Source organism: Muriicola soli, assembly GCF_004139715.1.
GTDB lineage: Bacteria > Bacteroidota > Bacteroidia > Flavobacteriales > Flavobacteriaceae > Muriicola > Muriicola soli.
Window position 1 is genome coordinate 2,331,625 of the sequence record NZ_CP035544.1, and the last position, 14,593, is coordinate 2,346,217.

16 protein-coding genes are annotated in these 14,593 nt (G+C 43.0%); 9 read left to right on the plus strand and 7 right to left on the minus strand.

The window, feature by feature from the left end:
- The 3 genes from EQY75_RS10625 to EQY75_RS10635 are packed head-to-tail and all read right to left on the minus strand — an operon-like array spanning position 1 to position 2,017.
- Positions 1–822, minus strand: a complete 822-nt coding sequence (locus EQY75_RS10625) for a glucosaminidase domain-containing protein (RefSeq protein ID WP_129605700.1) — start codon at positions 820–822, stop codon at positions 1–3.
- Complete coding sequence (locus EQY75_RS10630; RefSeq protein WP_129607080.1) at positions 819–1,718, minus strand: 1-aminocyclopropane-1-carboxylate deaminase/D-cysteine desulfhydrase; 900 nt, start codon at positions 1,716–1,718, stop codon at positions 819–821. Before EQY75_RS10630 ends, EQY75_RS10625 begins: the two co-directional genes overlap by 4 nt.
- Positions 1,719–1,723: 5 nt before the next feature.
- Entirely contained in the window at positions 1,724–2,017 is a 294-nt protein-coding gene (locus tag EQY75_RS10635; protein ID WP_342773987.1) for a hypothetical protein, read from the minus strand.
- A gap of 247 nt (positions 2,018–2,264) precedes the next feature.
- Between EQY75_RS10635 and EQY75_RS14015 the strand changes: the two genes are divergently transcribed.
- The 3 genes from EQY75_RS14015 (at position 2,265) to EQY75_RS10645 (ending at position 4,953) form a co-directional block, all read left to right on the plus strand.
- The gene (locus EQY75_RS14015; RefSeq protein ID WP_165200629.1) at positions 2,265–2,420 is read left to right on the plus strand and encodes a C1orf53 family protein; all 156 of its coding nucleotides are present in this window, start codon (positions 2,265–2,267) and stop codon (positions 2,418–2,420) included.
- 71 nt (positions 2,421–2,491) lie between these two features.
- The gene (locus tag EQY75_RS10640; protein WP_129605703.1) at positions 2,492–3,070 is read left to right on the plus strand and encodes a DUF4136 domain-containing protein; all 579 of its coding nucleotides are present in this window, start codon (positions 2,492–2,494) and stop codon (positions 3,068–3,070) included.
- 128 nt (positions 3,071–3,198) lie between these two features.
- The gene (locus EQY75_RS10645) at positions 3,199–4,953 is read left to right on the plus strand and encodes an aromatic amino acid hydroxylase (RefSeq protein ID WP_129605705.1); all 1,755 of its coding nucleotides are present in this window, start codon (positions 3,199–3,201) and stop codon (positions 4,951–4,953) included.
- Between the two features lie 2 nt (positions 4,954–4,955).
- Here EQY75_RS10645 and EQY75_RS10650 read toward each other — a convergent pair whose 3' ends face one another.
- Together EQY75_RS10650 and alaS are read right to left on the minus strand one after the other, a co-directional pair.
- Positions 4,956–5,912 (minus strand): GSCFA domain-containing protein, encoded by a 957-nt coding sequence (locus tag EQY75_RS10650; protein ID WP_129605706.1) that lies wholly within the window; start codon positions 5,910–5,912, stop codon positions 4,956–4,958.
- A 4-nt stretch (positions 5,913–5,916) separates the two neighbouring features.
- Positions 5,917–8,532 (minus strand): alanine--tRNA ligase, encoded by a 2,616-nt coding sequence (gene alaS, locus EQY75_RS10655; protein WP_129605708.1) that lies wholly within the window; start codon positions 8,530–8,532, stop codon positions 5,917–5,919.
- A 104-nt stretch (positions 8,533–8,636) separates the two neighbouring features.
- Between alaS and EQY75_RS10660 the strand changes: the two genes are divergently transcribed.
- Genes EQY75_RS10660 through EQY75_RS10685 form a run of 6 tightly spaced genes read left to right on the plus strand, consistent with a single transcriptional unit; the run spans position 8,637 to position 12,344 of the window.
- Positions 8,637–9,614 (plus strand): M23 family metallopeptidase, encoded by a 978-nt coding sequence (locus tag EQY75_RS10660; protein WP_129605709.1) that lies wholly within the window; start codon positions 8,637–8,639, stop codon positions 9,612–9,614.
- Positions 9,614–9,943, plus strand: coding sequence for a MerR family transcriptional regulator (locus EQY75_RS10665; RefSeq protein WP_129605711.1), 330 nt, complete (start codon positions 9,614–9,616; stop codon positions 9,941–9,943). The genes EQY75_RS10660 and EQY75_RS10665 overlap by 1 nt, the downstream gene beginning before the upstream one ends.
- Before the next feature lie 58 nt (positions 9,944–10,001).
- On the plus strand, positions 10,002–10,601 hold the full coding sequence (locus EQY75_RS10670; protein WP_129605712.1) for a LemA family protein: 600 nt from the start codon (positions 10,002–10,004) through the stop codon (positions 10,599–10,601).
- A gap of 4 nt (positions 10,602–10,605) precedes the next feature.
- The gene (locus EQY75_RS10675; RefSeq protein WP_129605714.1) at positions 10,606–11,049 is read left to right on the plus strand and encodes a TPM domain-containing protein; all 444 of its coding nucleotides are present in this window, start codon (positions 10,606–10,608) and stop codon (positions 11,047–11,049) included.
- The gene (locus EQY75_RS10680) at positions 11,030–11,836 is read left to right on the plus strand and encodes a TPM domain-containing protein (RefSeq protein ID WP_129605716.1); all 807 of its coding nucleotides are present in this window, start codon (positions 11,030–11,032) and stop codon (positions 11,834–11,836) included. Before EQY75_RS10675 ends, EQY75_RS10680 begins: the two co-directional genes overlap by 20 nt.
- 49 nt (positions 11,837–11,885) lie before the next feature.
- Positions 11,886–12,344 (plus strand): hypothetical protein, encoded by a 459-nt coding sequence (locus EQY75_RS10685; RefSeq protein ID WP_129605718.1) that lies wholly within the window; start codon positions 11,886–11,888, stop codon positions 12,342–12,344.
- Positions 12,345–12,351: 7 nt separating this feature from the next.
- Here EQY75_RS10685 and der read toward each other — a convergent pair whose 3' ends face one another.
- Positions 12,352–13,653 carry a ribosome biogenesis GTPase Der gene (gene der / locus EQY75_RS10690; protein WP_129605720.1) on the minus strand — a complete coding sequence of 434 codons (1,302 nt, stop codon included), beginning with the start codon at positions 13,651–13,653 and terminating at the stop codon, positions 12,352–12,354.
- A gap of 86 nt (positions 13,654–13,739) precedes the next feature.
- Positions 13,740–14,471: an acetyltransferase gene (locus tag EQY75_RS10695; RefSeq protein WP_129605722.1), complete on the minus strand. Its 732-nt coding sequence runs from the start codon at positions 14,469–14,471 to the stop codon at positions 13,740–13,742.
- Positions 14,472–14,593: the final 122 nt, after the last annotated feature.

A 14,593-nucleotide genomic window follows, 5' to 3' on the forward strand; every position in this document is an offset into this window, starting at 1 on the left:
TTATCTGATATTGTTGGACTGTATTCTTAATTCCTGTCCTACGGAAATGATATTGTCATTTAGTGAATTGAGTTGCTTGAGTTCTTCCACGGAAACCAAGTACCTTCGGGAAATGGAATAGAGGGTGTCTCCTTCCCTTACTACATGTACCTTAAAACTCCCTCGCGATGATTTCTTTGCCACCACGTAGTTGTCCTGCAATACGGCTTTATCAAACTCATGGAGGTCGTATCTTTCTATAAATGAGATGAGCTTATGGGGATATTTCCTGTCGGTGGCATAACCCGCTTTCTTTAAGCCATAGGCCCATCCTTTATAATCGTCTTTTCTCAGGTCGAACAAGAAAGCATATCGCGATCTGGTGGTCAGGAATAAACTGTGATCCCTGAAGGAGTACATGGGATGGTTGTATTTTCTGAAACACTCCCCTCTTTCATCATCATCGTGAAGGGCGTAAGGCCCATCCCATCCGGTATGGCATTTAATCCCGAAATGATTGTTCGTCTTAAGTGTGAGTTCTCCTCTACCGAAACCACTTTCCAGAATTCCCTGTGCCAGGGTAATACTCGCCGGAACCCCATAAACCTTCATCTCAAACTGGGCGATTTCCGAAAAAGTGTCTATGTAATCTTCGATAGAAGCGATTGGAAATTCCATAAATCTTCCGTTGTCTTCAGGCAATGGATACTGCCCGGACCTTTCACTTCTGCTATTTTCAACAGTAGTTGTTGTGGATTTCTTTTTACTGTAGGTAGTGCGCTTTTTTGTCCCGCAGGCGGAAAGCAGGACAATCAGTATTCCGATAAAAAAAATCTTCCTCATATGCTCAGCAAAGGTAAGTTCTTTTTTCTCAAAATGCCATTCATCCCTTCAATCCCTTGCAACCCTCCTGTGTGAATGGCAAGGATTTTGGCCCCTTTCTTAAATTTTCCTTGCTTGACCATATCGATGATTCCAAACATCATTTTTGCGGTGTAAATGGGATCCAAAGGAATCTTTGTCTTTTCCTTAAAGGAATTGATAAAGGCAACCAATTCCTTCGTAACCCGGCCATAGCCTCCAAAATGGTAAGTGGTAATTAGTGTCCAGTTTTTCGCTGTTGTGTACTTGCCAATGTCTTCTTTTAAAAAATCTCCCTTCAGCGCCGGAAAGCCCAGTAGTTTCTGATGTTCGCAAGCTGAATTGCTAAGCCCGGCCAGGGTTCCTCCTGTCCCCACTGAGCAACAAATAACATCATAAAAACGATCTTCAGTCGTAAGGATTTCTTCACAGCCCTTTACTCCCAGCGCATTCGTTCCCCCCTCTGGGATCAAATAGGGATTTTTGTGCCGACGAAGAAGATCAGCCTGATAGTCCTTGTTCTCCCGCAACCGATATTCCTCGCGTGATACAAATTCAAATTCCATCCCCATTTTAGCAGCACTTACAAGCGTTGGGTTATTCTTCCAGCGATCGGCAAGTTCCTCCCCCCTGATAATTCCTCTGGAACTCATACCGTTTGCTGATGCGGCGTAAGCGGCTGCCGGGATATGATTGGAATAGGCTCCTCCGAAAGTCAGGAGGTTTGTACAGTTACTCTTTTTAGCTTCCTGAAGGTTGTATTTGAGTTTCCGGAATTTGTTCCCCGAGAGCATGGGGTGTGTCAAATCTTCCCGCCTGAGGTGAAGGCTGATATCGCGTTGCTTAATTTCCGGGAGTACTATGGTATCTGTTTGCAAATCCACTAATATCTAGGTTTCTCGAACCAAAGATATTTTATAAAACCGAATCTGTTTCGCGATCTGAGGTAAGAAGGATCCGACTCGTGAAAATAGGCCTCACGTTCAAAACTGAGATTCTTGTATGCCTTGTAGGTACTCAGATACCAAACAGACTTACATATCCATTCTGAAATATACCACAGATAAAAAGGAAGAATTAGTAGTTCGGCCTGTTGCCTGAGATGAATACGTTCGTGATTGATAAGAATTCTGTCCTGAGTAAGTTCCGGTTCTTTTAAAATTATAAATGGCCACAAAGAAAGGCCTACATAATTCCTGTAAAAAAAATATTTACTGATAATCACCATACACTGCGCGTACTGACATTTTAAAATTAAGTTCTTTTACTTCAACTTTAAGAAGAACTTCGACAAATTACCCACAATAAGAGACCATTCTCATAAAGACTGTAAGCTCAGGAAAATAGGTAGCATCCGGAAATCACAACTGGTTTATTAACAGGAAAACCTTTAATTTTACGCTCAGACATATAATAATACCTGCGTGAAAAGGATTTTGCCCCTTGAGGAAGGAGATTTTTACCTTTCTAAAGAAGGATATAAGGTTTTTACTGAACAATACCATTTAAAGAGAGGTTATTGCTGTGAAAGCAACTGCAGGCACTGTCCATATGGTTTTGATCCTCGTGGAAAAAGGTAGCAGAACGGTGCGATTCGGCATGATATTTGAGACTTAATAGGAAAAGATGTTAGACTAAAACAGTTCGTATTATGAAAAAGAAAATATTGTTTTTACTCCCTCTTGCCCTTTTATTAATGGCGTCTTCATGTGTTTCGGTTAGAGTTATTGCAGACTACGACCGCAACGCTGATTTTAATACTTATAAGACTTATGCTTTTTACAAAACGGGAATAGACAAAGCCATGATTTCCGATCTCGATAAAAAGAGGATTCTAAGGGCCATTGAAAATGAAATGGCCAATAAAGGTTTTGTAAAATCTGAAAACCCCGATCTTTTGGTCAGCATCTTCACCAAGGAACGCGAGCAGGTAGACATCTATAACAACGCCGGCTGGGGTTGGGGTTGGGGCTGGGGTCCCGGATGGGGATTCTGGAATCCATGGATGTTCGGAGGCGGAGCAGGCTGGGGAAATAACATCAGTACCCGAACAGAAGGCTCACTTTATATCGACCTCATCGATACCAAGTCCAAAGATTTGATATGGCAGGGTCGAGGTGTTGGAACCTTAAACAATACGAGTAATATTGAGAAAAAGGAAGAGCGAATAAGAGAATTTGTCACAGAGATCATGGAGAAATATCCCCCTAATTCTCTGGCTTCCAATTAAAGTACAAAAACCGCCTAACGGGCGGTTTTTTATTCGCCTTTACTTTATCCACAAAGATTACAAGCCAGGAGAATTTCCGGTTTTTATTCCTGATTTCTTACCTTTGAAGAACACTTTAAATTGCCCTAATGAGCTATCAAAGCAATCCTATATTAGACAAATTACCCGAGCACCTGAAGCAGTATATCAAACCACAGAATTATGAGGAATATACAGCGATTGATCAGGCTGTCTGGAGATATGTGATGCGTAAGAATGTAGACTACCTCAGTGAAGTAGCTCATAATTCTTATCTCGATGGCCTCAAAATGACCGGGATCTCCATCGATCATATTCCCAATATGTACGGGATGAACAGGATTTTAAAGGAGATAGGCTGGGCGGCAGTCGCCGTAGACGGATTTATCCCCCCCTCCGCTTTTATGGAGTTTCAGGCGTACAATGTATTGGTCATCGCAGGAGACATCAGGCAATTGGAACATATTGAGTACACCCCTGCCCCGGATATCATCCACGAAGGGGCCGGTCACGCACCCATCATTGCCAATCCCGAATACGCCGAATACCTTCGCAGGTTTGGAGAAATTGGCTGCAAGGCCATTTCCAATGCCAAGGATCATGAACTATACGAGGCGGTAAGGCATTTATCCATTATCAAGGAAGCCTCAGGCACCCCCCAGGAAGCCATTGAAGAAGCGGAGGCGAAGATCGAAGAACTACAGAACAATATGGGGGAACCCAGTGAAATCGCCCTTATAAGAAACCTTCACTGGTGGACGGTGGAATACGGCTTGATCGGGACTGTTGAGCATCCAAAATTATACGGGGCAGGCCTGTTGTCGTCCATTGGGGAAAGCGCCTGGTGTATGACGGATAAGGTTAAAAAAGTTCCCTATTCCATAGAAGCTGCCCATACTTCTTTCGACATCACAAAACCACAACCTCAATTATTTGTCACCCCTGATTTCGCATTTCTTAGTCAGGTTTTAGAAGAATTTGCCAATACTATGGCCTTGAGAAAAGGGGGTTTAAGCGGAGTGAAAAAAGTGATCGCCTCCCGGGAATTATGTACGCTGGAATTAAGTACGGGCTTACAGATCTCAGGCGAGTTCACAAAAGTAATCGAACATCAGAATCTGCCGGCATACATTCAGACTGAGGGTCCTACAGCGCTTTCTTACAGGGAAAAAGAGCTGGTGGGACACAGCGTTAAGCATCACCCAAACGGATTTGGATCACCTATTGGAAATTTAAAAGGGATCAACCTGGCCATTGAGGATATGAGTCCCAGGGATCTCAAAGCCTACAATATCTATGAGGGAGAGCGGGTTACGCTGGAATTTGTGGGGGGTATAAAAGTAAAAGGGGAGATTATTACCGGTACCCGAAATCTCAGAGGAGAAATAATTCTGATCACCTTTAAAAATTGTACCGTTACCCATGGCGAAACTGTGTTGTTCGATCCGTCTTCCGGTCTTTATCATATGGCCGTTGGGGAGAAAGTTGTCTCTGCTTTTAACGGGCCGGCCGACTTGTCGAGTTTTGACCTGATCACTCATAAGGTAACCAGTACTACCATAAAGCCCGTAATATCTCCGGAACGCAGGAAACTGCAATTGCTCTACCGGCAGATCAGGGAATTCAGGGAAGGGACCAATACCACTATATCCAGAAATAAGGTTTTTAAAGAACTCAAAGCGAATTATCCCCACGACTGGTTATTGGCTGTAGAACTCTATGAACTAGCCAAAAACAATCAGGATGAAGAATTTGCCGATGAAATTCTGGACCACCTGCAAGCTGTAAAACAGGAACATCCCAATTTGGGTCATTTGATTGATGACGGAATTAGCTTGGTGGATAATGCAGGGGTGATCAGCTAAGGCTATCCAAAGTCCATAAATGGATACTCTAGGCTCAAAGCTTCTATTTTCGCCTTAAGGCCCACTCGAAAATCTTTGTAGGCCCTAGCATCGGGATTAAAAGGGCGATGATCTAATCCTTTCTGAATCTCTTCTACAGACCGCATTGTTGTCAGTGCTTTTTGATCGATACAGCCCGATGTAAATTTTTCCCAGATGTAGTCCACCGCAAGGGAATTCGGATGAACCATGTCGGCCTCATAAAATCTGTAATCCCGTAATTCATCCATCATCAGCTCATAGGAAGGAAAGTAAAAAGGCGCTTGACTTGAAAATTCATCGATAAGCTCATGCACGGCACAAAGTAAGTGCGCTTTGCTCCGCTGATTCTCCACAAATCCATCCTTGAGATGTCTCACCGGCGAAACCGTGAGAATAATACTTATCTCTGGATTAATCTTATAAAGAGCTGCCCTTATGGCGATTAGGTCCTTCTGAATATTTGACGGACTGGAGAGCACCTTATTAAATTCCTTTCGGGCCACTTTATAGCAATTGGCAACCCGCATCCCATTGTCCTTCCTTGTGTAACCCCAGGCTGTTCCCAGAGTAATCACCAAATGCGTGGCATTGTGCAACAACTCCTTTAAGTTTTTCAATTCGCTGTTCAATCCGCTGAGGAGAACATCGGGATCCGACTTGCTCATCTCAGAATGCACATCAAAACAATGCCATAATTCCTGATGACAGAACAATTCTTCTCTTCTAAACTCCTTTTCTTCCGAGGCACGGGAAATCAAATTCGAAATAGCCTGAGGGTGGTAAATAATACCGAAAGGGTTTACCGTGCTTCTGAATTTGTAGTATGCTAGTTTAGCAGCAATATGAGTTGCAAAACAAGACCCTAGCAACAACACCTTACTCTGATATGAAATTGGATTTGGGGCCTTGACTACGGGGAGCTGAGTTTGAAGATCCATGGCCTTAGCTAATTAGGGATCGGACTTGTTTCAGCGCTTTTTGTATTCCCGCCGGATTCTTCCCACCTGCTGTAGCGAAGAAAGGTTGCCCGCCGCCACCGCCCTGGATATATTTCCCCAGTTCTTTTACGATCTGGCCGGCATTCCATCCTTTAGAGGCAACCAATTCTTTGGAAATATAACAACTTAGCAGGGCCTTTCCGCCTTTTGAGGAAGCAAAAAGTAAAAACAATTTATCCTCTTCTTGTCCCATCTCAAAAGCCAGATCTTTCATAGCTCCCGCATCGAGATCCACCTCCTTTGCCAGGAAATAAAAATCATCTATAGATTCTAATTCTCCTTTGAATTGAATTTTCAGAGACCTGGCCTTGTCTTTTAACAGCGACTCGATTTCCCTTTTCATTGCATTGTTCTCTTCCAGCAAATGCTCTACCGCTTTAACGGGATCTCCACTGCTTTTCAAATGCGATTTGATCTCATCAAGTTGTTGGTTCTTATCTTCGTAGAAATCGCGGACTGCGTCTGAGGTGATTGCCTCAATCCTTCTGACACCGGCTGCTATGGCACCTTCAGACACTATTTTGAAATGCCAGATGTCTGCCGTGTTACTCACATGAGTACCTCCGCAGAGTTCTATGGAGTCACCAAATCGGACCGTGCGTACCTGTTCTCCGTATTTCTCACCGAAAAGCGCAATTGCACCTTCTTTCAGGGCTTTTTCCATAGGAATATTGCGTTCTTCCTGCAGGGGTAGTTTTTCCCGAATCCTTTGATTGACAAAATCCTCAACCCGTTGTATTTCTTCCTCCGTCATTTTGGAAAAATGTGAAAAATCGAAGCGCAAATGACCAGAATGCACTGCAGAGCCTTTTTGCTCAACATGAGTCCCCAAAATCAGTCTTAACCCCTGATGTAAAAGGTGCGTTGCACTGTGATTGCGTTCGGTGGAAGCCCTTTTACCTCTATCGACAACGGCCGTCAAAGTCTGTTCCAGATGTTTTGGAAGATTTTTGGCGAAGTGAACAATTTCATTGTTTTCCCGCTTAGTATCCAGGATGTACACCACATCTCCATTAGGAACTTCGAGATATCCCTTATCTCCTACCTGCCCTCCTCCTTCAGGATAAAACGGTGTTTTATCAAATACGAGTTGAAATTGAGCTCCTTCTTTTTTTGAGATCACCTTTCTGTATTTCACCAGGCGAACCTCAGCCTGTAGCTGATCATATCCTAAAAATTCCTGATCTCCTTTCTCAGACACAATATTCCAGTCGTCTTTAGAAACTTCGGAAGCAGAACGGGATCTTTCTTTTTGCCGGGTCATGGCCTTATTAAAACCGGCCTCATCCAGGGCAAGTCCCTTTTCGCTCAAGATCAGACTGGTAAGGTCTATAGGAAATCCAAAGGTGTCATAGAGTTCAAATGCCTTTTCTCCATCTACGGTCTTTCCTTTGGTTTTCGAAATGATTTCATCCAGCAAGATCAGGCCTTGCTCAAGGGTCTTCAGGAAAGAGTGTTCTTCTTCCTTGACCACATTTTCTATCAGGACGATTTGTTTCTTCAGTTCCGGAAACGCCTCTCCCATGGTCGTCACCAAGACCTTCACCAATTTGTAAATAAAAGGCTCTGATGTTCCCAGAAAGGTAAAGCCATACCGGACTGCCCTTCTCAGAATTCGTCTGATGACATAGCCAGCACCATTATTACTTGGAAGTTGGCCATCGGCAATGGAAAATGCCACAGCCCTTATGTGATCTGCCACTACTCTAATGGCGATATCTGTTTCCTTATCTTTTCCGTAAGACTTTCCGGTTAGGACTTCCAGTTCTCTTACAAGAGGTGTGAAAATGTCGGAGTCGTAGCTCGAGTGTACCCCTTGCAGAACCATGCACAAACGTTCAAAACCCATCCCGGTATCTACGTGTTTTTCAGGAAGGGATTCAAGAGAACCATCTGCCTTCCGATTGTACTGCATAAATACCAGATTCCAGATCTCTATGACCTCAGGATGATCCTTATTGACCAGCTGAGCTCCGGGAATTTTTGCTTTCTCCTCCTTTGATCGCATATCAACATGGATCTCCGAACAAGGCCCGCAGGGTCCCTGATCTCCCATTTCCCAGAAATTGTCGGCCTTATTCCCATAGATGATCCGTTCTTCAGGGACGATGGCCTTCCACAATTCCAAAGCCTCCTTATCCATCTGCAGATTATCCTCGTCTTTACTTCCTTCAAATACGGATACATAAAGGCTTTCCTTGTCTATCTTGTACACTTTGGTAAGTAGCTCCCAGGCCCATTGAATAGCTTCTTCCTTGAAATAATCTCCGAAACTCCAGTTCCCGAGCATCTCAAACATAGTGTGATGGTAGGTGTCCTTTCCTACTTCTTCCAGGTCATTGTGCTTTCCACTTACCCTCAGGCATTTTTGAGTATCAGCTACGCGCGGATATTTTGACACGCTGTTGCCCAAAAAATACTCTTTAAACTGGTTCATACCCGCATTGGTAAACATAAGGGTGGGATCGTCTTTGATCACCATCGGAGCAGAGGGTACAATAGTGTGACTTTTACCCTTAAAAAATGTCAGGAAATTATCGCGTATTTCGCTCGAAGTCATATTAAAAAGTAAGGTTTCGGTAATTTTAACGCTTTCTGCAAAACAATTTTTATATTTGTTTGTTTTGATACACTGGAAGCACAAAAATAGGATAAATTACCTTCATGTCTAAAGTTAAGTACTATTACGATCCGGACACGCTCTCCTATCGAAAAATAGAGCTCAAAAAATCCCGTCGATATAGGAACATCTTTCTATTTATCCTCGGTTCTGCCCTCTTTGGCTTTCTCGGATTGATCTTCCTTCTCAATACCAACATCCTGAATACGCCAAGGGAATTATCCCTGGCACGGGAGGTAAAAAATTACGAACTCAGGTTTGAACTCCTAAACAGGAAACTAGAGCAAATTGAAGAGGTCCTCGCCAATATTGAAGACAGGGACAACAATATTTACCGACTGTATTTTGAGGCCAATCCTATCCCGGAAGAACAACGACGTGCAGGTTTTGGTGGGGTCAACCGATACAAGTCGCTCGAAGGGTTCAACAATTCAGAAATGATCATTGCGACCACCAAACGATTAGATGTGATCCAGAAACAAATGGTAATTCAGTCGCGCTCCCTCGATGAAATCACAAAACTAGCAGCGGACAAAGAAAAATTATTGGCGGCAATTCCGGCTATTCAGCCCGTGAACAATGAAAATCTTACCAGGATGGCTTCGGGTTACGGCTGGAGGTCAGATCCCTTTACCAAGGCAAGGAAAATGCACTGGGGGATGGATTTTACTGCACCAAAAGGAGTGCCTATTTACGCCACCGGTGATGGTACGGTATCCAGGGCAGATAACAGGGCTTCTGGATACGGAAAGCACATCCGAATAGAGCACGGATATGGATATATGTCTCTTTATGCGCATTTGAGCAATTACAATGTGAAAAGAGGACAGAAGGTTAAACGTGGAGATTTAATCGGGTTTATCGGAAGTACAGGCCGATCTGAGGCACCGCATCTGCATTATGAGGTATGGAAAGATGGGGACAGAATTAATCCCATTAATTTCTACTATGGAAGTTTAACTGCCGAAGAATTTGAAAATATGCTGAAATACGCCAACCAGGAAAACCAATCATTGGATTAATGCACATAGAGCTCCCCGAAAAAAGATATTACGGTATTGGCGAGGTGGCCAGGGCATTCAACGTCAACACTTCCCTCATCAGGTTTTGGGAAAAGGAATTCGATGTCCTGCAACCCAAAAAAAATGCAAAGGGAAATCGCAAATTCACCCCTGACGACATTAAACACCTTCAATTGATTTACCATCTTGTTAAAGAAAGGGGCTTTACACTTGAAGGGGCTAAAATCCACCTGAAGGAAGAAAAGAAAAAAACACTTTCCAACTTTGAAATCATCCAGAAATTAGAACGCGTTAAAGCAGAGCTTATCAAAATCAAAAATCAACTCTGATGTAACAATACTCAGTTTTTTGATACAAATTAATACCTAACCTTTAATTGAGAATCTTATGAAAAAATGGTTAATTCCTGTGATTATCCTGGTAGTTATTGTCTTTGGTATCTACCAATGGGCGGTCGGATTTAATAATACCGCCGTAGAAAATGAGGCTAACGCAAAAACGGCATGGTCTAATGTAGAGAGCACTTATCAAAGACGGAACGATCTTATCGGAAACCTGGTAAAAACCGTACAGGGAGCAGCCGATTTTGAGCGCGGAACCCTGACAGATGTAATTGAAGCCCGGGCAAAAGCCACCTCAACCAATATTGATGTCAACGACCTTACTCCTGAGAAAATGGCAGCCTTTCAGGAAGCACAAACCGGCTTAACCTCAGCTCTGTCCCGTTTGCTCGTCACCGTAGAACGCTATCCCGACCTTAAAGCCAATCAGAATTTCCTGGAACTTCAGTCGCAATTGGAAGGCACGGAGAATAGAATTAATGTGGCCAGAGACCGCTATAACGAGGCCGTGAATATCTATGACATACACACCACCAAATTCCCGAATAAACTCTTGGCGGGTTGGTTCGGTTTTGAGGAAATGGCCAGATACCAGGCAAACCCCGGTTCTGAAAATGCCCCTGACGTAAACTTTGAATTCGATTAATCCCATGCCAGATTCTAAGGTAGAAGCCTTTTTAAGTCCGGAAGAAGAGAAAGAAGTTGTTGAAGCCATCCGCCAGGCGGAAAAGAACACTTCAGGAGAGATCAGGGTCCACATAGAAGGCAGCTCCGATAAGGACTCCTTTGATAGAGCACAGGAGCTCTTCCACGATCTTAAAATGGACGAAACCCGGGATGCTAACGGGGTTTTGATTTATATCGCCGTTCAGGATCGGACATTTGTGATCTATGGTGATAAGGGAATTAATGAAGTAGTTCCCGATACGTTTTGGGATGATACCAAAGACGTGATCCAGGCTCATTTTAAAAAAGGAAATTTTAAACAAGGTATAGTCGACGGTATTTTAAAAGCCGGGGAAGAATTGAAAGAACACTTCCCGTATAAGGATAACGACACCAACGAACTGAGTAATGAGGTATCTAAAAGCTAGCATCCTAGTCCTATTTCTATCCAGTTTTTCTCTGGTTTGGGGCCAGTTTGCCATACCTGAAAAGCCCAAATTAGAAACGAGTGTATACGATTATGTTTCCCTACTTTCAAAAGGCGATCAAAAATCGCTGGAAGATAAGCTCATCAGCTATTCAGATACCACCTCAACGCAGATTGTCGTTGCTATTATCGTCTCAACCGAAGGGGAAGATATAAACTACCTTGCAGCCCAATGGGGCCAGAAATGGGGCATTGGGCAGGCGAAAGAAGACAACGGTATACTTATCCTCGTCGCAAATGACGATCGAAAGATTGCCATCAATACAGGTTATGGTGTGGAGGGCCGACTCACCGATGCAATGAGTAAACGAATAATTGACTTGATTATCGTACCAGAATTCAGAGAAGGAGATTATGCATCCGGGCTAAACAAGGGAACTGATGCAATTTTTCAGGTCCTCAACGGAGAATTTCAGCAAGGTGTGGATACTTATTCCAAAACCAACTCCAACGTAAAAATAGGTTTTGTCATATTTGTGATTTTCCTGGTAATTTTCATCATTGTACTTATCATCATCTTTGCCAACCGCAATAAAGGGGGCGGAAACAAAGGAGGTCGCAATAAAGGTCTCGACATCTGGGACGTGATCATTCTCAGCAATATGGGACGTGGCAGTTATAAAGGCGGTTCGGGAAGTTTTGGCGGCGGTGGCTTCGGAGGTGGTGGCTTCGGAGGCGGCTTTGGTGGTGGAGGTTTCGGAGGTGGTGGTGCTTCCGGTGGCTGGTAAGAAGCAACCTTTTTGGTGCCTCTTCATCTTTCTTAAAAATCGCTCTTCTATGCAGAGAATCTTAGTCGTATTATTTTTTTGTTTGTCTTTATCAAGTTGTAATGAGGAGAATAATATAGATTGTTCTTTAGTCTTGTGTGCGGCTAATGATTCCATTAATCTGGAGCTGATTGCTGATGGGGAGAACGTGATTTCCAATGGTACCTACACCCTTGAAAATATTGTAGTGGCAGGAAATTCATCGGAAGAACTAGAGATACGAGTTTTTCCCGATACCCAGGGCGCAACTACCGGACTATTAGAGATCTCGAGCTTCGACTGGCAGGCGGGCACCTATATCTACACCATTTCCCTGGACACGGACTACGAATTTAATCTGGAAGTAACTTTTAGTACTACCAATGACCCCTGTTGCGGAGACCGCCTTGTAATTACAGGGCTAAGTTCTGATGATGTTTTTACTGATGCAGAAACCTATTCTTCCTTCTACACCATTGTACTGAATTAAGCGTCATTTATTTCTTACGCATATAGATGGTCACCGGTACTCCGGTAAAGTCGAAATGATCCCTGAGTTTGTTTTCCAGAAAACGTTTGTAGGGCTCCCTTACATATTGCGGCAAATTACAGAAAAAGGCAAATTGAGGATAAGGCGTTGGCAATTGCGTAATAAACTTGATCTTCACGTATTTCCCTTTGTAAGCCGGGGGTGGTGTATGTTCTATAATGGGGAGCATTACGTCATTGAGTTTCCTGGTGGGAATGCGCTTGCTGCGGTTGGTAAAGACCTCTACCGCCGTTTCGATAGCCTTGTAGATCCGTTGCTTGGTTAGGGCAGATATAAACAAAATAGGAACATCTGTAAAGGGCTCTATCGCCTGTTTGATCTTTCGGGTGTATTCTTTTACTGCATGTGTATCTTTATCAACAAGGTCCCATTTATTGACTAAAATGACGACCCCTTTGTTGTTTCGCTGTGCAAGCCAGAAAATATTCTCCACCTGCCCGTCAAATCCCCTAGTAGCATCCAAAAGAAGAATACAGACATCACTATGCTCTATAGCCCTGACGGATCGCATCACCGAATAGAATTCCAGGTCTTCCTTAACCTTTGCTTTTCTTCTAATCCCAGCTGTATCCACCAGATTGAATTCAAAGCCAAAGCGGTTGTATTTGGTATCTATACTGTCTCTGGTGGTTCCCGCCACGTCTGTGACTATATAACGTTCTTCCCCAATCAGAGCATTGATAAAAGATGATTTGCCGGCGTTGGGTCTTCCTACAATGGCAAATCTTGGCAGTTCACTTTCAGTTTCAGGCTTCTCGGGCAATGCTTTTACCAACTCGTCTAACAACTCCCCGCTGCCACTTCCGTTCATACTGGAGATAGAAAAGTATTCTCCGAGGCCTAAAGAATAAAATTCCACGGCATCCTGCGCCCTTTGGGCATTGTCTACTTTGTTCACCACTAAAAAAATCGGCTTATCCACACGGCGCAGTAATTTGGCCACATCTTCATCCATCCCGGTTACACCGGTTTCAACATCTACCATAAAAATGATAGCATCGGCTTCGCCTATCGCCAGTTCTACCTGCTTATCAATTTCTTTTTCAAAGATATCATCGCTACCCAGGACGTAGCCCCCTGTATCGATTACGGTGAACTCCTTTCCATTCCAATCGCTCTTCCCATAGTGGCGATCTCGTGTTACCCCACTCACGGCATCAACAATAGCCTCACGGCGTTGAATGAGTCGGTTAAACAAAGTCGACTTCCCAACATTTGGCCTTCCCACAATAGCAACAATAGCGCTCATAGCTTAAAACTTGACGGCAAAGGTAGTACTATTGATTTTAATAATATTTAGAAATATCTATTACGAAATAAGTGATTTAAGGTGCACTACGGAATCCGGAATAGTTTGTCGAACAGTAAAGTATTTTCCTGTGAGTGAAAGGATTCTGATCTATTGGCAAGATAAGGATCTCCCACTTCTCTTTTTCGGATTATTTCTGCAGGGGAACCATATACGACAACATTTTTTCCAACGTCCTTTAAAACCAACGAACCTGCACCAATTACGCTATGTTCGTCAATAGATACATTTTCAATGACGTAACTTCCTAAACAAACAGCAGAATATTTGCCTAACTTAAAATTTCCACCGGTACATACTCGTGGGGCCAAACTTGAGAATTCTTGTAATACACTGTCGTGATCTAGAGAAGAATAAGTATTAAGAATACAATGATTTCGGATAGAGGAATTAGCATTGATTACAACTCCGGGAGCTACAACCACACCATTGCCAATAGTAACGTTTTTTCCTATTGAAGTAAATGGGTGAATAGTGGATATAAACTTAAAACCTGGACTCAATTTGGAGATCTTATTAACAATAACTTTTCTGGTCCAATTATCCCCAATTGCGACTATACCACCAAAAACATAATATTTATCTCGGATATAAGGTAAATCCAGTTCGGTTCCAAGGATTTGATAACCGTTATGTAAATGACCTTTTTTCTTGATGGAATCGATAAAACCGACAATTTTATATTTGCCTTCTTTTTCAATACAATCCATCACCACGCTACCGTGACCTGATGCCCCAAATATTACGACGTTCTTCATAGAATGATCGTAAATGTATGCATTTCATCGATAAATTCATACGTTTTATCGATAATTAAGGATTTCGATGATTAATTTCATACTTAGATTAAATATTTTTTAATCAAGTATAAGCTATGACA